Source organism: Pseudomonas putida (assembly GCF_028682175.1).
Lineage (GTDB): Bacteria > Pseudomonadota > Gammaproteobacteria > Pseudomonadales > Pseudomonadaceae > Aquipseudomonas > Aquipseudomonas putida_AD.
Genome location: NZ_JANHKS010000005.1, coordinates 226,701 through 246,415 on the forward strand (window position 1 = coordinate 226,701; position 19,715 = coordinate 246,415).

A 19,715-nucleotide genomic window follows, 5' to 3' on the forward strand; every position below is an offset into this window, starting at 1 on the left:
TCGACACGCGAATCAAGACTGTATCGGTCCTGACAAAAACCGATAGATTTCAGAGACACGCTAGTTCAAAGCGGCGGGACGGCGTTGAATAAATAGTGTTAATACTTTGGTGATATGGACATGCAGAAAGGTATGTAACAAACACCACCCCGTAGGAGCACGCTTGCCCGCGACGGCGCCCGATCAGGCACTGCCGCAATGGATGGCAGATCGCGGTCGCGGGCAAGCGCGCTCCTACGGGGTGATGAGGCCTAGACCGAGAACGCCGCTACCATGCCGTTCAGATCCGTCGCCAGACGCGACAGGTCCTGGCTGGCGGCGCTGGTCTGGTTGGCGCCTGCCGAGCTTTGCAGCGCCAGGTCACGGATGTTGGTGAGGTTGCGGTCCACTTCCCGGGCGACTTGCGCCTGCTCTTCCGAGGCGCTGGCGATCACGGTGTTGCGCTCGGTGATCAACGTGATGGCCGAGGCGATTTCATCCAGTGCCACCCCCGCCGATTGCGCCATCTCCAGCGTCGCGCGGGCACGGTCATTGCTGCCCTGCATTGCCGCCACTGCCTGATCGGTGCCCTGACGGATATCGCCCACCAGCAATTCGATTTCCTGGGTCGATGACTGGGTACGATGGGCCAGCGCCCGCACCTCGTCAGCCACCACCGCGAAACCACGTCCCGCCTCTCCCGCCCGCGCCGCCTCGATGGCAGCGTTGAGCGCCAGCAGGTTGGTCTGCTCGGCCACCGAACGAATCACGTCCAGCACCTTGCTGATGCCGTAGACCTTCTGCGCCAGGGTTTCCACCTGATCGCCCGTGCGGGTGACGTCCTGCGCCAGGTGATTGATCGAGGCCACGGTTTCCTGCACCTGATGGCGGCCGCGCTGGGCAACCCGCTCGGATTCGTCGGACGCCTGAGACGTCGCCACTGCGTTGCGCGCCACCTCCTCCACTGCCGCTGTCATCTGGTTCACGGCGGTGGCGGCCTGGTCGATTTCCAGGCTCTGCTGATGCAGGCCACGGGTGGAATCTTCGGTCACCGTGCTCAACTCCTCCGAGGCCGACGCCAACTGGTTCGAAGAGTCGGAAATCCGCAAGATGGTATTGCGCAGGCTCAATTGCATGGCCTTGAGCGCTTCGAGCAGGCGTGCCGGCTCATCGCGCCCTTGCACCTCGATCCGCGCGGTCAGGTCACCCGAGGCAATCACCTGAGCGATGCCCAACGCCTGGGCCAGCGGTTGCAGGATGCTGCGAATCAGCGCCCAGGCCAGCAGCAGGGTAATCACGGCGGTGAGCACGATCATGCCCATCACCCAGCCCTTGGCACTGCCGAACACCTGCAACGCCAGTTCACCGGCCTGGCTGGCACCCTGGCGGTTGAGGGCGGTCAGGTCATTGAGCGCCTGGGTCATGGTGTCGGCGTACTGGTTCATTTCGCTGTTGATGACCACCAGCGCCTCGTCGAGCTGGTTCTGCCGGGACAATTCCATCACCCGGCTCTGGCGCTGCATGTAGGCCTGTTTGGCCACAGTGAAGCCATCGTAGAGCTGCCGCTCCCGGGGTGATTCGATCAATGCCTGATAGCGCTGCTCGGTGCTCTGCAGGCCAGCCTTGAGCTGGTCGATCTTGTTGTAGTTCTGCTGCAGCGACGACGCATTGCGATCGAGCATCAGGCGCAGTGTCAGGGTCCTGATCCGCATCAGGTCCTGGCCCATGGTGCCCAGCTCCATCACGCTGGGGAGCCACTTGTTCTCCACCAGATCCGACTGTTTGCGCATGTTCGACATCTGCAACAAGGCAAATGCCCCCAACGCGAATACCAACAGCGCCAGCACCCCGAAGCCCAATGCAGCACGGGGTGCAATATTCATGTTTCTGACGCTCATAATGGGTCCCTTCCCAGATAAAACCCTGCACCGAAAATGTGCAGCCGGTTGTCGCCCCTGATATCGGCGGATATCTGAAAAACCTGTAGGACAATTCGACGACTGCGTGAGGAATTTGCAAGCAGATGCGACAGCGCAGCACAGACCATCCAGACACCGCAGCCTATGCTTTGTATTCTGTCGCCATGTTCACCGAGAGCCCTGCCATGTTGACCATCAAACCCCGCGCCGAAGACGTCGAAGGCCAGCCGATCCTGCGCCCCCTGCCCTCGGCCCAGTGCCGCAGCGTCGGACCCTTCGTGTTCTTCGACCACATGCTGGAAACCACCTACGCCCCCGGCACCGGGATGGACATTCGCCAGCACCCGCACATCGGCCTGTCGACCCTGACCTACCTGTTCGAAGGCCAGATCCAGCACAAGGACAGCCTGGGCAGCGATCAACATGTAATGCCCGGCGAAGTCAGCTGGATGACGGCCGGCAGCGCCATCGCCCATATCGAGCGCACGCCCCAGGAGGTCCACGATGCGGGCTCGCGGCTGCATGGGCTGCAAGTCTGGTTGGCGTCGCCCAAAAGCCATGAACAAGGGCCGGGGCATTACAGCCATCACCCTGCGGCGACCCTGCCGGTCAGCGATGCCATGGGTATCTGCATCCGGATGATTGCAGGCAACAGTTTTTGCCTGGAGTCGCCGGTGCCGGTGTTATCCCCCACGCTGTACGCCGAAATCCGGATGCAGACTGCGACCACGCTGCTGATCCCCGCCGAGCATGAGCAACGTGCGTTGTATGTGATCGAGGGTGAGGTGTTGCTGGATGGCGAGCCGGTGGAAGCGCGTTCGCTGGTGGTACTGGAGCCCGGGGAAGAGCCGACGCTGTGCGCCGACAGCGAATGCCACGCCGTGCTGATTGGCGGCGCGCCGCTGGATGGGCCCAGGAGAATGAACTGGAATTTCGTGGCCAGCGACCCGGCGCTGATCGATCAGGCCCGGGCGAAGTGGGCAGCGGGCGATTGGCCGACGGTGCCGGGGGAAGTGGCGCGCATCGAATTGCCGGTGGGCAGGAAATAACGCCCGCTCTTCACGTCGAGCGCAGAACCTGTGGGAGCGGGCTCGCCCGCGAAGGCGGTTGCCTGTTCACCCTGATGGTGACGACAAGGACGCTATCGCGAGCAAGCTCACTCCTACAGGGTTCAGCGGTGTGCCACGGATACGGTGTTAACCGGCGAACACTTCATCCAGCAGGTTATGCATGGCGGTGAACGCACGCTTGGACACAGTCGGGTTGTACATCTGCACGCCGGGGTTGTTCGCGTGCGGGTCGGTGAACGAGTGGAACGCGCCGCCGTAGCTCAGCAGTTGCCAGTCGACATTGGCCGCGTTCATTTCGGCTTCGAAGGCTGGCAGTTGCTCTTTGGGCACCAATGGATCGGACGCGCCGTGCAGCACCAGCACCTTGCCCTGGATGTTTTTCGCGTCGGCCGGGTTGGTGGTGTCCAGTGTGCCGTGGAACGACACCGCGGCTTTCAGAGGCGCGCCAGTGCGGGCCAGTTCCAGCGCGCAGCATCCGCCGAAGCAGAAACCGAATGCAGCCAGACGCCCCGTATCCACTGCCGCCAGCGATTGCGACTTCAGTTGATCCAGCGCTGCCAGCATGCGCTTGTTCAGCAGGCCACGGTCGTTCTTCAGCGGCATCATGGCAGCCAGCGCCTGATCAGCGTTGGTCGGACGCACACCCTGCCCGTAAAGGTCAGCCAGAAACACTACATAACCCTTGCTCGCCACTTCCCTGGCGATCTGCTCGGCGTCTTCGCTGATGCCCATCCAGTTCGGCGCCATCACCAGGCCCGGAGCGGCTTTCGCGCCTTCGCCGAACACCAGGCGGCTCTCGTAGCTCTGGCCATCAACCTGATAAACCACGGACTGCACAGTAATGTTGCTCATTGCTGACTCCTGCTTTTGAGAATGGGGGGAGATCAAATGACAAAACCCGCCGAAGCGGGTTTTGACAGGGTTCGATCTTAAACCGAGAGCTCGACCAACAACTTGTTCAAACGGCGCACGTATGCGGCCGGATCCTTCAAGCTGTCGCCAGCCGCCAGGGCCGCCTGGTCGAACAGGATGTGCGACAGTTCGCCGAAGCGCTCTTCGCTCTGTTCGTTGTCCAGTTTACCGATCAGCGGGTGAGTCGGGTTGAATTCGAAGATCGGCTTGGAATCCGGAACCTTCTGGCCGCTGGCCTCCAGAATCTGACGCATCTGCAGGCCCAGGTCCTGCTCACCGATGGCCAGGATCGCTGGCGAGTCGGTCAGGCGGTGCGAGACTCGCACTTCGCTGACGGCATCACCCAGGGCGGCTTTCAGGCGCTCGATCAGGCCTTCCTTGTCCTTGGCGACCTCTTCCTGAGCCTTCTTGTCCTCTTCGGAGTCCAGTTTGCCCAGGTCCAGGTCACCACGGGCCACGTCGACGAAGCCCTTGCCGTCGAAGTCGCTCAGGTAGCTCATCAGCCACTCGTCGATGCGGTCGGTCAGCAGCAGCACTTCGATGCCTTTCTTCCGGAAGACTTCCAGATGCGGGCTGTTCTTGACCTGCGCGTAGCTTTCGCCGGTGAGGTAGTAGATCTTGTCCTGACCTTCCTTGGCGCGCGCCAGGTAGTCGGCCAGGGAAACGCTCTGCTCGCCGCTCTCGTCGGAGGTCGAGGCGAAACGCAGCAGGCCTGCGATCTTCTCCTTGTTGGCGAAGTCTTCTGCCGGGCCTTCTTTCATCACCTGACCGAAGTTCTTCCAGAAGCCTTTGTATTCCTCAGGCTGGTTCTTCGCCAGTTTTTCCAGCATGTCCAGCACGCGCTTGGTCAGCGCCGATTTCATCGAGTCGATGATCGGGTCTTTCTGCAGGATCTCGCGGGAAACGTTCAGCGACAGGTCATTGGAATCGACCACACCCTTGATGAAACGCAGGTACAGCGGCAGGAACGATTCGGCCTGGTCCATCACGAACACGCGCTGGACGTACAGCTTCAGGCCGCGAGGCGCTTCACGCTGGTACAGGTCGAACGGAGCGCGGGCCGGTACGTACAGCAGCGAGTTGTATTCCAGCTTGCCTTCGACCTTGTTGTGGCTCCAGCTCAGCGGGTTCTCGAAATCGTGGGCGATGTGCTTGTAGAACTCCTGGTATTCCTCGTCCTTCACTTCAGTGCGAGGACGGGTCCACAGGGCGCTGGCGCGGTTGACGGTTTCCCATTCCTGCACCGGCGCAGGCTCGCCTTCGACAGCGATCTGCTCTTTGGGCAGTTCGATCGGCAGGGCGATGTGGTCGGAGTACTTCTTGATGATGTTGCGCAGACGGTAGCCGTCGGCGAATTCGTCTTCGCCTTTTTTCAGGTGCAGGACGATACGGGTGCCGCGGTCAGCCTTCTCGACGGTAGCGACTTCGAAGTCGCCCTCGCCTTTCGAGGACCAGTGCACGCCTTCGCTGGCGGGCAGGCTGGCACGACGGCTGAACACGTCCACTTTGTCGGCGACGATGAACGCCGAGTAGAAGCCCACGCCGAACTGACCGATCAGGTGCGAATCCTTCTTCTGGTCGCCCGTCAGGTTCTTCATGAAATCGGCCGTACCGGACTTGGCGATGGTGCCAAGGTGGGTAATGACGTCTTCGCGGCTCATGCCGATGCCGTTGTCCTCGAGGGTGACGGTTTGCGCGTCCTTGTCGAAGCTCACACGGATTTTCAGTTCGGCGCCGCCTTCAAGCAGCTCAGGCCGGGACAGCGCTTCGAAGCGCAGCTTGTCCACGGCGTCGGAGGCGTTGGAAATCAGCTCACGCAGGAAGATTTCCTTGTTCGAATACAGCGAATGGATCATGAGGTGCAGCAGCTGCTTTACCTCGGTCTGGAAGCCCAGGGTTTCCTTTTGAGTTTCCACACTCATGGTCATCAAACTCCAATCAGTCCACACAAACAGGGATAGCCGCCAAGCCGTGCGATAGAGAGGCTGGACGGCGGGTTGTCATCAAGGTGGGGGCTCGGCGATGGATTTCAAGGGCACACTGAACCTGAGGGCCGCATCTTCATGAACAATAAAGTCAGACTGTTTGTCAGAGGGTGCACATCTGTCACAGCGTAAACGTTTAACCTGCGATGACCATCGAACAGGCGTAACAGCTGCGAAACAACTATTTAAATATCTGCTGCGAAAATGGAACTAACACAATAACGGGGCGTTCGAAGGCACGTAGATGTTCAATAAGGAGAAACACCCCATGCGTAAGACTTTAGCCATTGCCCTCATGCTTTCTGCCACTTTGGGTCTCGCTGCGTGCGACAAGAAATCCGAGGATAAACAGCAGGATGCCAACAAGGCTGCCCAGCAGTCCCAGGAGTCGATGCAAAAGGCTCAAGACAAAGTGAACGACGCCGCCAAGGAAAGTCAGGAAGCTGCCCAGAAGAACGCCGAAGCCGCTCAAGAGCGCGCCAAAGAGGCCAACGAACAAGCGCCTGCGCCAACTAAGCAGTAAGTTCCAGAGTTTCAAAAAAATAAAGCCCGCATTAGCGGGCTTTATTTTTGTTCGGCGAAAAGATCAGGCCAGCGCTTCGCTGCGCTTGCCGATCACGCGGTCAATCACGAACGCGCCAAACAGGGTAATCAGCGACGGGATCAGCCACGCCAGCCCCTGATCGCTCAGCGGCAAGTGCGCCAGCACGTCAGGCAGATAGCCTTCCAGCCCTGCCCCCTTCACCGCATCGACCATGCCGAACACGAACGACACCAGCATCACCGGCGCGACGATGCGGCCCTGAACGTGCCAGAAGTCCTTGCAGAAGCTCAACGCCACCAGCGCGATGCACGGCGGGTAGATGGCAGTCAGTACCGGGATGGAGAAGTGGATCAGGTTGGTCAGGCCCAGGTTCGACACCAGCAGCGAGAAGCCGGCCAGAATCACCACCAGCGCTTTGTAGGACAGCGGCAGCAGACGGCTGAAGTATTCGGCGCAGGCGCAGGTCAGGCCCACTGCCGTCACCAGGCACGCCAGGGAAATCAGGATGGCCAGGAAGCCGCTGCCCAGGGTGCCAAAGGTGTGCTGCACGTAGGCATGCAGAACGGCCGCGCCGTTGCTGGCGTCTGCGGCGATCGCATGGCTGCCCGAACCCAGGCGGAACAGGCTGACATACACCAGCGCCAGGCCCACGCCCGCGATCAGGCCGGCAATGACGGCGTAACGGGTGATCAGCCGTGGCGACTCGACCCCACGGGAACGGATGGCGTTGACGATGACGATGCCAAACACCAGCGCACCGAGGGTGTCCATGGTCAGGTAGCCGTTGATGAAGCCCTGGGAGAACGGCGCCGCCACATAGGCAGGCTGCGCAGCGCCGATATCACCGGCTGGCAGGGCGAACGCGGCGATGCCCAGCACGGCCAGCGCGATGATCTTCAGCGGCGCAAGGAAACGGCCCACGGTGTCGAGCAGACGCCCCGGATACAGCGAGATCCAGAACACCAGCAGGAAATACACCAGGCTGTAGAGGAACAGCGCCATCGGGCTTTCGCCGGTGATGGGCGCAAGCCCTACTTCGAAGGACACGGTGGCGGTACGCGGCGTCGCGAACAGCGGGCCCACGGACAGGTAGCAGACGGCGGCCAGAACGGTGCCGGCGATCTTGCCGATGGGGCTGCTCAGGGCGTCCATGGCGCCACCGACCTTGGCCAGGGCCACGACCGTCACCACGGGCAGGCCGACCGCAGTCACCAGAAAGCCAAGCGCTGCCATCCACACATGCGGACCGGCCTGCAGGCCTACGATTGGGGGGAAGATGATATTGCCAGCACCAACGAACAACGCGAACGTCATGAAACCAAGCGCCAGGATGTCCTGGCCTTTCAACACTTTCATCAAGGAAACCACACTGCTGAACCGGAATTAAGAAGAGGATTTCCCAATGGGTGAGGGAAATGCTGCCCGTCCTTTTAGAACAGGCCCTGGGTGCGAAGTGGCCCCTTGTGGGGGTCGACGTCGCAAAATGGCGGGTAGCCTACCCTATTTGGCGCTCCAATACAGGGCGCCCCGACCGATGTCTGCACTTTCGTGTCGCATATCGGAAAGGTCTTACACCTCTCTGGCTCAACACACCCTGTGGGAGCGGGCTTGCCCGCGAATGCGACCTGTCAATCAACCTCGAGCCGTCTGATCTGACGCCTTCGCGGCCAAGCCCGCTCCCACAGGGTGGGTGACGCCTGGCCTGACGCCGTCGCGGGCAAGCGCGCTCCTACGCATCAGAATGTGCTTCTCCGGAAAACACAAAGGCCACCCGAAGGTGGCCTTTGTCGATCAGACAATGATCAGCAAGCGATGCTTACTTCTTCATTTCCCAACCGGTCAGCTCGGCCAGGGCCTTGCCGATGTCTGCCAGCGAACGCACGGTCTTCACGCCAGCGTCTTGCAGAGCAGCGAATTTCTCGTCTGCAGTGCCTTTGCCGCCGGAGATGATCGCGCCAGCATGGCCCATGCGCTTGCCCGGAGGAGCAGTCACACCAGCGATGTAGGAAACGACCGGCTTGGTCACGTTGGCCTTGATGTAGGCAGCAGCTTCTTCTTCGGCCGAACCACCGATCTCACCGATCATGACGATCGCTTCGGTCTGTGGGTCTTCCTGGAACAGCTTCAGGATGTCGATGAAGTTGGAGCCCGGGATCGGGTCACCACCGATACCGACGCAGGTGGACTGACCGAAACCGGCGTCAGTGGTCTGCTTCACAGCTTCGTAGGTCAGGGTGCCGGAACGCGACACGATACCGACCTTGCCTGGCAAGTGAATGTGACCTGGCATGATGCCGATCTTGCACTCGCCCGGAGTGATGACGCCTGGGCAGTTAGGGCCGATCAGGGTAACACCCAGCTCGTCGCACTTGACCTTGGCATCCAGCATGTCGAGGGTAGGAATACCTTCGGTGATGCAGATGATCAGCTTGATGCCGCCGAAAGCAGCTTCCAGGATCGAGTCTTTACAGAAAGGAGCCGGAACGTAGATCACGCTGGCGGTGGCGCCGGTTTGCTCTACTGCTTCGCGAACGGTGTTGAACACCGGCAGGTTCAGGTGAGTGGTGCCACCCTTGCCTGGAGTCACGCCGCCAACCATCTTGGTGCCGTAGGCGATGGCTTGTTCGGAGTGGAAAGTACCTTGCGAGCCGGTGAAGCCCTGGCAGATAACTTTGGTGTCTTTATTGATCAGGACGCTCATTATTTGCCCTCCGCAGCTTTGACAACTTGTTGAGCAGCGTCGGTCAAGCTGGTTGCAGCGATGATGTTCAAGCCGCTTTCCGCCAGTACTTTAGCGCCCAGGTCAGCGTTGTTGCCTTCCAGACGAACAACGACCGGGATTTTCACGCCGACTTCTTTCACGGCGCCGATGATGCCTTCGGCAATCATGTCGCAACGAACGATGCCGCCGAAGATGTTGACCAGTACTGCTGCGACGTTGCTGTCGGACAGGATGATCTTGAACGCTTCGGTCACGCGCTCTTTGGTAGCGCCACCACCTACGTCGAGGAAGTTGGCTGGCTTGCCGCCGTGCAGGTTGACGATGTCCATGGTACCCATGGCCAGGCCAGCACCGTTGACCATGCAGCCGATGTTGCCTTCCAGTGCCACGTAGTTCAGTTCGAACTTGGCAGCGTGGGCTTCACGTGGGTCATCTTGCGATGGGTCGTGGAAAGCCTTCAGCTTAGGCTGACGGTACATGGCGTTGGCGTCGATGTTGATCTTGGCGTCCAGGCAGTGCAGATCGCCGTCAGCCTTGATTACCAGCGGGTTCACTTCCAGCAGGGCCAGGTCGTGGTCCTGGAACAGCTTGCCCAGGCCAACGAAGATCTTGGCGAACTGAGCAACCTGCTTGCCTTCCAGACCCAGCTGGAATGCCAGGTCGCGACCCTGGAATGGCTGAGCGCCAACCAGTGGGTCGATAGTGGCCTTGAGAATCTTCTCAGGAGTTTCGTGAGCGATCTTCTCGATGTCCACGCCACCTTCGGTGGAGGCCATGAACACGATGCGACGGCTCGAGCGATCGACTACAGCGCCCAGATACAGCTCTTTGGCGATGTCAGTGCAGGATTCAACCAGGATCTTGGTAACCGGTTGACCGTTGGCATCAGTCTGGTAAGTGACCAGACGCTTGCCCAGCCACTGAGCGGCGAACGCAGCTGCGTCTTCCTTGCTCTTGACCAGTTTGACGCCGCCCGCTTTACCGCGACCACCTGCGTGAACCTGGGCTTTGACGACCCACTCGGTTCCGCCGATCTTGTCGCACGCTTCTGCTGCTGCTTCGGGGGTGTCTACTGCAAAGCCCTTGGATACTGGCAGGCCGTATTCAGCAAACAGCTGTTTACCCTGATACTCGTGAAGATTCATGCTTTTTACCGTCTTCGTTAGGTACTGCGCTTCGGTGCTGCTCGCTAAAGCGTGCCGCACCACCTGTGACCGCTTCCCCCGGAAGGCCCCGCCCCTGCACTCGGGGTGCCTGGGCGAAATCCGCCGGGAGTTCGAGTCCGACGGACCTTCCGCGGTAAGCCATGCGAGCAGGGCTTACGACGGGCGGTCCGCCGTGGTTTTTTTCTTAGCGTTTTTTCTTGTTCTGGATGTGGATGGCGCCGCCATTCACAGCCAGAGCAGCTTCGTGCAGTGCTTCGGACAGGGTCGGGTGGGAGAAGACCATCATGCCGATGTCTTCGGCACTGGTGCCGAACTCCATGCCGATTGCACCCTGCTGAACCAGTTCTGCAGCGCCTGGGCCGATGACGTGTACACCCAGTACACGGTCGGTCTTGGCGTCAGCGATGACCTTGACGAAACCGCCGGTGTCGTTCGCCGCCATGGCACGGCCGCTGGCCGCGAACGGGAACTGCCCCACGTTGACTTCAACGCCTTCGGCCTTCAGGGTCTGCTCGGTTTTACCGACCCACGCGATTTCCGGGTGAGTGTAGATAACCGAAGGGATCAGGTCATAGTTCATCTGGGTCTTGTGACCCTTGATGCGCTCGACCACCATGATGCCTTCTTCCGAGGCTTTGTGTGCCAGCATCAGACCACGGACCACGTCACCGATCGCATAGACACCAGGAACGCTGGTCTCGCACTGATCGTTGACGAAGATGAAGCCGCGCTCGTCGATATCGACGCCGCTGTCGGAGGCCAGCAGATCGGTCGTCACCGGACGGCGGCCTACGGCCACGATCAGGCGATCGAAGGTGATGTTCTGCTCACCGTCCTTGTCGGTGTAGTTCACGACAACTTCGTTGCCGTTGACTTTCGAGCCGGTGACGCGAGCGCCCAGCTTGATGTCCAGACCCTGCTTGGTGAAGGTCTTCTGAGCTTCTTTGGCAACGCCTTCGTCGGCGGCTGGCAGGAACTTCTCCAGCGCTTCCAGAACGGTGACCTTGGAGCCCAGGCGCGACCATACCGAACCCAGTTCCAGGCCGATGACGCCAGCGCCGATGACGCCCAGACGCTCAGGCACGGTCTGGAATTCCAGGGCGCCGGTGGAGTCGACGATGACGTTCTGGTCGACCGGAGCCGGCGGAATGTCGATCGGACGCGAGCCCGAAGCCAGGATGATGTTATCGGCTTCGATGACTTCGGTGGTGCCGTCAGGCTTGGTCAGCTCGACTTTCTTGCCGGCCAGCAGCTTGCCGTGGCCTTGCAGGGAGGTCACGCCGTTGGCCTTGAACAGGCTGGCAACGCCGCCGGTCAGGCCTTTGACGATCTGGGACTTGCGACCGACCATGGCCGGTACGTCCATTTTCACGTCGCCGGAAATGGAGATGCCATGAACGTTGAACTGGTTCTTGGCTTCGTAGAATTTCCAGGAGCTGTCCAGCAGCGCCTTGGACGGGATGCAGCCTACGTTCAGGCAGGTACCGCCGAGAGCCAGCTTGCCCTCTTTATCCTGATACTTCTCGATGCAGGCAGTCTTGAGACCAAGTTGCGCAGCCTTGATGGCGGCAACATAACCGCCAGGGCCTGCGCCAATCACTACCACGTCGAATTTCTGGGACATAACTAAGAGTTCCTCTCTAGCTGCAAGCATTAAGCTGCAAGCTGCAAGCTGATCTGCGGTGATCTGCAGTTCAGACTCACGACTTATTCATTGGATGCGAATTACTGGCCGCAAGCTGCACACCGGGCCGCTTCTGGCTTGAAGCTTGTGGCTTGCAACTTGCGGCTGCTTCATCAGATGTCCAGCAACAGACGAGCCGGATCTTCCAGCAGGTTCTTGATGGTCACCAGGAACGTCACAGCTTCTTTGCCGTCGATCAGGCGGTGATCGTAGGACAGCGCCAGGTACATCATCGGGCGGATGACAACCTGACCATTGATCGCCATCGGGCGCTGAATGATGTTGTGCATGCCCAGGATAGCGGCTTGTGGCGGGTTGACGATCGGGGTCGACATCATCGAACCGAAGGTACCACCGTTGGTGATGGTGAAGGTACCGCCAGTCATCTCGTCGATGGACAGTTTGCCGTCACGGGCTTTCTTGCCGAAGGTGGCGATGCCGCCTTCGATTTCAGCCAGGCTCATCTGCTCGGCGTTACGCAGGACCGGAACCACCAGGCCACGGTCGCTGGAGACGGCAACGCCGACGTCCGCATAGCCGTGGTAGACGATGTCGGAACCGTCGATCGACGCGTTGACAGCCGGGAAGCGTTTCAGCGCTTCGGTGGCAGCCTTGACGAAGAACGACATGAAGCCCAGGCGCACGCCGTTGTGGGACTTCTCGAACAGATCCTTGTACTTCGAACGCAGGGCCATGACTTCGGTCATGTCGACTTCGTTGAACGTGGTCAGCATGGCCATGTTCGACTGGGCTTCGACCAGACGCTTGGCAACGGTGGCACGAACGCGAGTCATCGGTACGCGCTTCTCGGTGCGGTCGCCAGCAGCGAACACAGGAGCAGCGGCAGCCGGTGCAGCAGCAGGCTTGGCAGCAGGTGCGGCAGCCGGAGCGGATTTCTTCGCTTCGATGGCAGCAACGACGTCTTCCTTGGTGACGCGACCGTCTTTGCCAGTGCCTTTGACGCTGGACAGGTTGATACCGTTCTCTTCAGCCAGCTTGCGGGCAGCTGGAGCGCCGATGGCGTCTTCGTCGCTGGCAGCGGCAGCTGGAGCAGCTGCTGCTGGAGCGGCAGCAGGAGCAGCCGACGCGGTAGCGCCTGCGTCCAGGGTGGCGATCAGTTCGTTGGACAAGACGGTGTCGCCCTCGCCCTTGACGATGGATGCCAGCACGCCGTCAGCTTCGGCCAGAACTTCGAGCACGACCTTGTCGGTTTCGATGTCGACCAGCAGCTCGTCACGCTTGACCGCTTCGCCCGGCTGTTTGTGCCATTTGGAAATGGTGCCGTCGGCAACGGATTCCGGGAAAGAGGGGGCTTTGATCTCAATAGCCATTATCTGTAATTCCTTAATTCGGTTTCTAGTGCGCGAAGGCGTTAAACAGTGAACGCGTCTTGCAGCAGTTTTTCCTGCTGTTCGGCGTGCATCGAAGCGTAGCCACAAGCAGGCGCTGCGGAAGCATCACGGCCGGCATACTCGAGAACGAGGTTGCGGTTGTGATTGCCAATGCTGCGGCGCAAGTGATGCTGGCTGCTGTACCAGGCGCCCTGGTTCATCGGCTCTTCCTGACACCAGACCACGTTGGTCAGGTTGGTGTAAGGCGCGATGGCCTCCATCAGGTCGTCTTCCGGGAACGGGTAGAGCTGCTCGATACGCACGATGGCGATATCTTCGCGGCCTTCGGCACGGCGTTTTTCCAGCAGGTCGTAGTAGACCTTGCCACTGCAGAGCACCAGACGGGTCACCTTGGCGGCATCGAGGGTATCGATTTCCGGGATGACAGTCTGGAACGAGCCTTCGGCCAGATCTTCCAGGGTCGAGATCGCCAGCTTGTGACGCAGCAGCGACTTGGGCGTCAGCACGACCAGCGGCTTGCGCAGCGGACGAATCACCTGACGGCGCAACAGATGGTAGATCTGGGCCGGGGTGGTCGGCATGCACACCTGGATGTTGTGCTCGGCGCACAGCTGCAGGTAACGCTCCAGACGAGCCGAGGAGTGCTCCGGACCCTGACCTTCGTAGCCGTGAGGCAACAGCATGGTCAGACCGCACAGACGGCCCCACTTGTGCTCGCCGCTGGTGATGAACTGGTCGATCACGACCTGTGCACCGTTGGCGAAGTCACCGAACTGGGCTTCCCAGATCACCAGCGCGTTTGGCGAGGTGGTCGAGTAGCCGTATTCGAATGCCAGTACCGCTTCTTCCGACAGGAACGAGTCGTACAGGTCAAAGCGAGGCTGACCGGCATACAGGTTCTGCAGAGGCACGTAGGTGGTGGCATCTTTCTGGTTGTGCAGGACGGCGTGACGGTGCGAGAACGTACCGCGACCGACGTCTTGCCCGGTGATACGCACCGGATGACCTTCGAACGCCAGGGTGGCGTAGGCCATGGTCTCGGCGTAACCCCAGTTGATCGGCAGGCCACCGGCTTGCATCTTCTGGCGGTCTTCGTAGATCTTCTGGACCTGACGCTGAACCACGAAGCCTTCCGGCAGTTCCATCAGCTTGGCCGACAGTTCCTGCAGGGTCTTCAGATCGAAACGGGTGTCGTGACGCGCGGTCCAGGCGTGGCCCAGGTATGGACGCCAGTCGACGAACAGTTCCTTGTTGGGCTCTTTGACCAGGCTCTTCACAACGTGCATGCCGTTGTCGAGTGCGTTGCGGTACTCGTCGACCTTGGCCTGAGCGCCAGCGGCGTCGAGCACGCCCGATGCAGCCAGTGCGTCGGCATACAGCTCACGGGTGGTGCGCTGCTTGGCGATCTGCTGGTACATCAGCGGCTGGGTGCCACTTGGTTCGTCAGCTTCGTTGTGGCCGCGACGACGGTAGCAGACCAGGTCGATCACCACGTCACGCTTGAACTGCATGCGGTAGTCGATGGCCAGCTGGGTCACGAACATGACCGCTTCAGGGTCATCGCCGTTCACGTGCAGGATCGGCGCCTGGATCATCTTGGCAACGTCGGTGGCGTACTCGGTAGAACGCGAGTCCAGCGGGTTGCTGATGGTGAAGCCGACCTGGTTGTTGATCACGATGTGGATCGTGCCGCCAGTCTTGAAGCCGCGGGTCTGCGACATCTGGAAGGTTTCCAGGACCACGCCCTGACCTGCGAACGCAGCGTCACCGTGGATGGAAATCGGCAGTACTTTTTCGCCAGTGGCGTCGTTGCGGCGGTCTTGACGAGCGCGCACGGAACCTTCGACCACCGGGGAGACGATCTCGAGGTGCGACGGGTTGAACGCCATCGCCAGGTGAACTTCGCCACCTGCGGTCATCACGTTGGACGAGAAGCCCTGGTGGTACTTCACGTCACCGGAGCCCAGCTCGACCTTCTTCTTGCCTTCGAACTCGTCGAACAGCTCGCGCGGGTTCTTGCCGAAGGTGTTGACCAGGACGTTCAGACGGCCACGGTGGGCCATGCCGATCACGACTTCCTTGGTCCCGTAGGAACCGGAGCGCTGGATCAGCTCGTCGAGCATCGGGATCAGGCTTTCGCCGCCTTCCAGACCGAAACGCTTGGTGCCCGGGTACTTGGTGCCCAGGTACTTCTCCAGACCTTCTGCCGCGGTGACGCGCTCGAGCAGATGGCTCTGAATCTCGGCAGGGTAAGCTGGACGGCCACGCACGCTTTCGAGGCGCTGCATGAACCAGTTGCGCTGGTTGGAATCGACGATGTGCGTGAACTCGGCGCCGATGGTGCGGCAATATGTCTTCTGCAAAGCGTCGACGATTTCGCGTAGGCTCGCCTCCTCCTTGCCGATGAACAGGTCGCCGGCACGGAATGTGGTATCGAGGTCAGCGTTGGTCAAACCGTAATGGTTGATCGACAGGTCAGCTGGCGCAGTACGCTTCCACAAGCCCAGAGGATCGAGTTGCGCACCCTGATGGCCGCGCATACGGAATGCCTGGATCAGTCGCAGCACTTCGACTTGCTTCTTCTCGTGTTCGCTGCTCACGCTACCGGCGGAGACCGGTTGAGCGCGGCGCTGGTTTTTGCCCAGCAACACGAAATGATCGCGAACCGTAGAGTGCGATACATCGGTGGCAGCGCCGCCATCGGCTGGCAGCGTCTGAAAGTAGGTGCGCCATTCTTCTGGCACAGCGTTAGGGTCGTGCAGGTAGAGCTCGTAGAGCTCTTCCACATAGGCAGCGTTACCACCTGAAAGGTGGGCGCTGTTCCACATGCGCTGCATCACGCTTTCTTGCATGCTTGGTCACCCTCGGTTAGGGGACACCACCGGCGTGCACACCGTCGCAGGCTTGAACAGTCCATGCAGCGAATGTATCGAATCGCTGACTGTAGCAAGTCGCCAAGGATCACGCTGATAGCCCGGGTACCAGCCCGGATGCCCCTGCTGGTCTCATTTCTTCAAAATAAGAGCCGAAGCCATACGGCCACTGCTCAGGTTAAAACTACGGCGCCGGTTGAAGCCTGCGCCGCAGCGTTTACGGGTACAACATTTACAGATACATCGGTGCTACAGGTGCAACGAACTCAGACACCACTGGTCAGCAGCATGTGTCGAACGTGACCGATGGCCTTGGTCGGGTTAAGGCCTTTCGGGCAAACGTTGACGCAGTTCATGATCCCGCGGCAGCGGAACACGCTGAACGGATCATCCAGCGCAGCCAGACGCTCCTGGGTCTTGTTGTCGCGACTGTCAGCCAGGAAACGATAGGCTTGCAGGATCGCGGCCGGACCCAGGAACTTGTCAGGGTTCCACCAGAAGGACGGGCAGCTCGTGGAGCAGCAAGCGCACAGGATGCACTCGTACAGACCGTCCAGCTTCTCACGCTCTTCCGGCGACTGCAGACGCTCGATGGCCGGAGCCGGCGTGTCGTTCTGCAGGAATGGCTTCACCTTCTCGTACTGCTTGTAGAAGATGCTCATATCGACGACCAGGTCACGAATAACAGGCAGGCCAGGCAGCGGACGCACCACCAGCTTGTTGTTCTTGACCACGGCGGACAGCGGCGTGATGCACGCCAGGCCGTTCTTGCCGTTGATGTTCATGCCGTCGGAACCACAGACGCCTTCACGGCAGGAACGACGATAGGAGAAGCCCTCGTCCTGCTCCTTGATCAGCGCCAGTACGTCCAGGACCATCAGATCCTTGCCACCGGTATCCACGTCGAACACCTGGGTTTTAGGCGCCGAGTCGGTATCGGGGTTGTAACGATAAACTTCGACTTTCAACATAGCAGCCACCCTTAGTAAGTCCGTACTTTTGGTTCGAACGCCGGAACGGTCTTCGGCGCAAAGTTGACTGCACGCTTGGCAACCCGCTTTTCACCCGGGTAGTACAGGGTATGGCACAGCCAGTTGACGTCGTCGCGGTCTTCGAAGTCTTCACGGGCGTGGGCGCCGCGGGACTCGGTACGGGTATCGGCCGCGATGGCGGTCGCCTCAGCGACTTCCAGCAGGTTCTGCAACTCCAGCGCTTCGATACGCGCGGTGTTGAAGGCCTGGGACTTGTCGTTGATCTTCACGTTGGCGATACGTGCACGCAGTTGGGCCAGTTGCTCGATGCCCTTCTTCATGTATTCGCCGGTACGGAACACACCGAAGTAGTTCTGCATGCAGCTCTGCAGCTCGCGGCGCAGGGTGGCGACGTCTTCGCCATCGGCACGGGAGTTCAGGCTGTTCAGGCGGTTCAGTGCAACTTCGATGTCGGTGTCGCTGGCGTCGGCATATTCGATACCGTCGGTCAGCGCTTTTTCCAGGTGCAGGCCGGCAGCGCGACCGAATACCACCAGGTCGAGCAGCGAGTTGCCGCCCAGGCGGTTGGCACCGTGAACCGATACGCACGCCACTTCACCGACTGCGAACAGGCCAGGAATGACCTGGTCGTTGCCTTCGGCGTCCATGGTCATGGCCTGGCCGTGGATGTTGGTGGCAACGCCGCCCATCATGTAGTGGCAGGTTGGAACCACAGGAACCGGAGCAACTACCGGGTCAACGTGTGCGAAGGTCTTGGACAGCTCGCAGATGCCTGGCAGGCGGCTGTGCAGCACTTCCTCGCCCAGATGGTCGAGCTTGAGCATCACGTGGTCGCCGTTAGGGCCACAGCCGTTGCCGGCGATGATCTCTTTGACCATGGAACGTGCAACAACGTCACGACCTGCAAGGTCCTTGGCGTTCGGAGCATAACGCTCCATGAAACGCTCGCCGTGCTTGTTGATCAGGTAACCGCCTTCACCGCGGCAACCTTCGGTGACCAGTACACCTGCGCCGGCGATGCCGGTCGGGTGGAACTGCCACATTTCGATGTCCTGGACCGGAACGCCTGCACGCAGCGCCATGCCGATACCGTCACCGGTGTTGATCAGGGCGTTGGTGGTCGAGGCGTAGATACGGCCAGCACCGCCGGTGGCCAGTACAGTCGCCTTGGACTTGATGTACATGGTCTCGCCGGTTTCGATGCAGATCGCGATGACACCGACGAAGGCGCCTTCCGAGTTCTTCACCAGGTCGACAGCGTAGTACTCGTTCAGGAACGTGGTGCCCGCTTTCAGGTTGCCCTGATAGAGGGTGTGCAGCAGTGCGTGACCGGTACGGTCGGAGGCCGCGCAGGTACGTGCAGCCTGACCGCCTTTGCCGAAGTCCTTGGACTGGCCACCGAACGGACGCTGGTAGATACGGCCGGTTTCGGTACGCGAGAACGGCAGACCCATGTGGTCCAGTTCGAAGACCGCGGCAGGACCTTCCTGACACATGTATTCGATAGCGTCCTGGTCACCGATGTAGTCGGAACCCTTGACGGTATCGTACATGTGCCAGCGCCAGTCGTCGTTCGGGTCGGCCGAAGCGATGGCGCAGGTGATGCCGCCCTGGGCGGATACGGTGTGCGAGCGGGTCGGGAAGACCTTGGTGACTACGGCGGTCTTGTGGCCGCCCTGAGCCAGCTGCAAGGCAGCGCGCATGCCCGCACCGCCGCCACCGATGATGATGGCGTCGAAGGAGATTGTATTAATGCTAGCCATGAATCAGATACCCCAAAGAATCTGCACACCCCAGACGAAGTACGCGAACATCGCAACGCCGCATACAGCCTGGAACAGGAAACGCACAGTCAGCGCGGACTTGCCGAAACTCATCGGAGTCAGGTAGTCGGTCGCGATGGTCCACATGCCGACCCAGGCGTGAGCGCCGAGGGCAACGAGGGCCAGCAGACTGAAGATGCGCATCCCGACGTGGGAGAACAGAGCGTGCCACGTGGCATAGTCGATGCCAGGATGGACGACCAGGTACCCGATCAGGAAAATGAAATAAGCCGCGAGCACTACTGCGGAGACGCGCTGCGCCATCCAGTCGTAGAGGCCCGAACGAGACAGGTTCGTAACGCTGGTTACCATATCCAAACTCCCGCCAGAATGATCAGCACCACGGAGATGGCGATGATGATTTTCGAGCCCAGCTTTCCGCCTTCCAGCGTCTCACCGACACCCGTATCCATGATCAGGTGACGAACACCTGCCACAAGGTGATACAACAGGGCAGACAGAAGCCCCCATGCGATGAACTTGGCCAGCGGACTGGTCAAGGTCGCCTTCACATCGGCGAAGCCCTCTTCAGAACCCAGCGACTTGCTCAATGCCAGAAGCATGAAGAAGACGCCGACAAAGAGAATGATGCCGGAGATGCGATGAAGGATCGACGTGATCGCTGTGATGGGGAGTTTGATGGTCCTTAGGTCTAGGTTTACAGGTCGTTGGCTTTTCACGGCTTTTTTTCACA

At 60.2% G+C, this 19,715-nt stretch carries 15 protein-coding genes; 2 read left to right on the top strand and 13 right to left on the bottom strand.

Going from position 1 to position 19,715, the window contains the following annotated elements; translation table 11 throughout:
- Nucleotides 1-251: 251 nt before the first annotated feature.
- Complete coding sequence (locus NPS29_RS06270; RefSeq protein ID WP_274131387.1) at nucleotides 252-1,877, bottom strand: methyl-accepting chemotaxis protein; 1,626 nt, start codon at nucleotides 1,875-1,877, stop codon at nucleotides 252-254.
- A gap of 206 nt (nucleotides 1,878-2,083) precedes the next feature.
- Between NPS29_RS06270 and NPS29_RS06275 the strand changes: the two genes are divergently transcribed.
- On the top strand, nucleotides 2,084-2,947 hold the full coding sequence (locus NPS29_RS06275; protein WP_274131388.1) for a pirin family protein: 864 nt from the start codon (nucleotides 2,084-2,086) through the stop codon (nucleotides 2,945-2,947).
- 147 nt (nucleotides 2,948-3,094) lie between these two features.
- On the opposite strand, the gene NPS29_RS06280 is transcribed toward NPS29_RS06275, so the two are convergent.
- Both NPS29_RS06280 and htpG read right to left on the bottom strand, forming a co-directional pair.
- Nucleotides 3,095-3,820, bottom strand: a complete 726-nt coding sequence (locus tag NPS29_RS06280) for a dienelactone hydrolase family protein (RefSeq protein ID WP_274131389.1) — start codon at nucleotides 3,818-3,820, stop codon at nucleotides 3,095-3,097.
- A 77-nt stretch (nucleotides 3,821-3,897) separates the two neighbouring features.
- A complete protein-coding gene (gene htpG, locus NPS29_RS06285; RefSeq protein ID WP_274131390.1) occupies nucleotides 3,898-5,802 on the bottom strand; it encodes a molecular chaperone HtpG in 1,905 nt (634 codons plus the stop codon).
- 331 nt (nucleotides 5,803-6,133) lie between these two features.
- Here htpG and NPS29_RS06290 point away from each other — a divergent pair, with 331 nt between their 5' ends.
- Entirely contained in the window at nucleotides 6,134-6,388 is a 255-nt protein-coding gene (locus NPS29_RS06290) for a hypothetical protein (protein WP_074753404.1), read from the top strand.
- Nucleotides 6,389-6,451: 63 nt separating this feature from the next.
- On the opposite strand, the gene brnQ is transcribed toward NPS29_RS06290, so the two are convergent.
- The 10 genes from brnQ to sdhC all read right to left on the bottom strand — a co-directional run bounded on the left by brnQ (nucleotide 6,452) and on the right by sdhC (nucleotide 19,701).
- Nucleotides 6,452-7,765 carry a branched-chain amino acid transport system II carrier protein gene (gene brnQ / locus NPS29_RS06295; RefSeq protein ID WP_274131392.1) on the bottom strand — a complete coding sequence of 438 codons (1,314 nt, stop codon included), beginning with the start codon at nucleotides 7,763-7,765 and terminating at the stop codon, nucleotides 6,452-6,454.
- Between the two features lie 460 nt (nucleotides 7,766-8,225).
- Nucleotides 8,226-9,110, bottom strand: coding sequence for a succinate--CoA ligase subunit alpha (gene sucD / locus NPS29_RS06300; protein ID WP_274131393.1), 885 nt, complete (start codon nucleotides 9,108-9,110; stop codon nucleotides 8,226-8,228).
- Entirely contained in the window at nucleotides 9,110-10,276 is a 1,167-nt protein-coding gene (sucC, locus tag NPS29_RS06305; protein ID WP_274131394.1) for an ADP-forming succinate--CoA ligase subunit beta, read from the bottom strand. The genes sucD and sucC overlap by 1 nt, the downstream gene beginning before the upstream one ends.
- 205 nt (nucleotides 10,277-10,481) lie before the next feature.
- Nucleotides 10,482-11,921 carry a dihydrolipoyl dehydrogenase gene (gene lpdA / locus NPS29_RS06310; protein ID WP_274131396.1) on the bottom strand — a complete coding sequence of 480 codons (1,440 nt, stop codon included), beginning with the start codon at nucleotides 11,919-11,921 and terminating at the stop codon, nucleotides 10,482-10,484.
- A 173-nt stretch (nucleotides 11,922-12,094) separates the two neighbouring features.
- Complete coding sequence (gene odhB / locus NPS29_RS06315; protein WP_274131399.1) at nucleotides 12,095-13,312, bottom strand: 2-oxoglutarate dehydrogenase complex dihydrolipoyllysine-residue succinyltransferase; 1,218 nt, start codon at nucleotides 13,310-13,312, stop codon at nucleotides 12,095-12,097.
- Nucleotides 13,313-13,353: 41 nt separating this feature from the next.
- Nucleotides 13,354-16,185 carry a 2-oxoglutarate dehydrogenase E1 component gene (locus tag NPS29_RS06320; protein WP_274131401.1) on the bottom strand — a complete coding sequence of 944 codons (2,832 nt, stop codon included), beginning with the start codon at nucleotides 16,183-16,185 and terminating at the stop codon, nucleotides 13,354-13,356.
- A gap of 287 nt (nucleotides 16,186-16,472) precedes the next feature.
- Complete coding sequence (locus NPS29_RS06325; RefSeq protein ID WP_274131402.1) at nucleotides 16,473-17,177, bottom strand: succinate dehydrogenase iron-sulfur subunit; 705 nt, start codon at nucleotides 17,175-17,177, stop codon at nucleotides 16,473-16,475.
- Between the two features lie 11 nt (nucleotides 17,178-17,188).
- Entirely contained in the window at nucleotides 17,189-18,961 is a 1,773-nt protein-coding gene (sdhA, locus tag NPS29_RS06330) for a succinate dehydrogenase flavoprotein subunit (RefSeq protein WP_274131404.1), read from the bottom strand.
- A 3-nt stretch (nucleotides 18,962-18,964) separates the two neighbouring features.
- Nucleotides 18,965-19,333 carry a succinate dehydrogenase, hydrophobic membrane anchor protein gene (gene sdhD / locus NPS29_RS06335; RefSeq protein WP_274131406.1) on the bottom strand — a complete coding sequence of 123 codons (369 nt, stop codon included), beginning with the start codon at nucleotides 19,331-19,333 and terminating at the stop codon, nucleotides 18,965-18,967.
- Nucleotides 19,327-19,701, bottom strand: a complete 375-nt coding sequence (sdhC, locus tag NPS29_RS06340) for a succinate dehydrogenase, cytochrome b556 subunit (protein ID WP_274131408.1) — start codon at nucleotides 19,699-19,701, stop codon at nucleotides 19,327-19,329. Before sdhC ends, sdhD begins: the two co-directional genes overlap by 7 nt.
- Nucleotides 19,702-19,715: the final 14 nt, after the last annotated feature.

Coding starts and splice junctions, on each gene's coding strand:
- sdhD (WP_274131406.1), bottom strand. CDS start 19,333: ATGGTAACCAGCGTTACGAACCTGTCTCGTTCGGGCCTCTACGACTGG.
- NPS29_RS06325 (WP_274131402.1), bottom strand. CDS start 17,177: ATGTTGAAAGTCGAAGTTTATCGTTACAACCCCGATACCGACTCGGCG.
- NPS29_RS06270 (WP_274131387.1), bottom strand. CDS start 1,877: ATGAGCGTCAGAAACATGAATATTGCACCCCGTGCTGCATTGGGCTTC.
- sdhA (WP_274131404.1), bottom strand. CDS start 18,961: ATGGCTAGCATTAATACAATCTCCTTCGACGCCATCATCATCGGTGGC.
- lpdA (WP_274131396.1), bottom strand. CDS start 11,921: ATGTCCCAGAAATTCGACGTGGTAGTGATTGGCGCAGGCCCTGGCGGT.
- sucD (WP_274131393.1), bottom strand. CDS start 9,110: ATGAGCGTCCTGATCAATAAAGACACCAAAGTTATCTGCCAGGGCTTC.
- sucC (WP_274131394.1), bottom strand. CDS start 10,276: ATGAATCTTCACGAGTATCAGGGTAAACAGCTGTTTGCTGAATACGGC.
- odhB (WP_274131399.1), bottom strand. CDS start 13,312: ATGGCTATTGAGATCAAAGCCCCCTCTTTCCCGGAATCCGTTGCCGAC.
- brnQ (WP_274131392.1), bottom strand. CDS start 7,765: ATGAAAGTGTTGAAAGGCCAGGACATCCTGGCGCTTGGTTTCATGACG.
- NPS29_RS06320 (WP_274131401.1), bottom strand. CDS start 16,185: ATGCAAGAAAGCGTGATGCAGCGCATGTGGAACAGCGCCCACCTTTCA.
- NPS29_RS06290 (WP_074753404.1), top strand. CDS start 6,134: ATGCGTAAGACTTTAGCCATTGCCCTCATGCTTTCTGCCACTTTGGGT.
- NPS29_RS06280 (WP_274131389.1), bottom strand. CDS start 3,820: ATGAGCAACATTACTGTGCAGTCCGTGGTTTATCAGGTTGATGGCCAG.
- NPS29_RS06275 (WP_274131388.1), top strand. CDS start 2,084: ATGTTGACCATCAAACCCCGCGCCGAAGACGTCGAAGGCCAGCCGATC.
- htpG (WP_274131390.1), bottom strand. CDS start 5,802: ATGAGTGTGGAAACTCAAAAGGAAACCCTGGGCTTCCAGACCGAGGTA.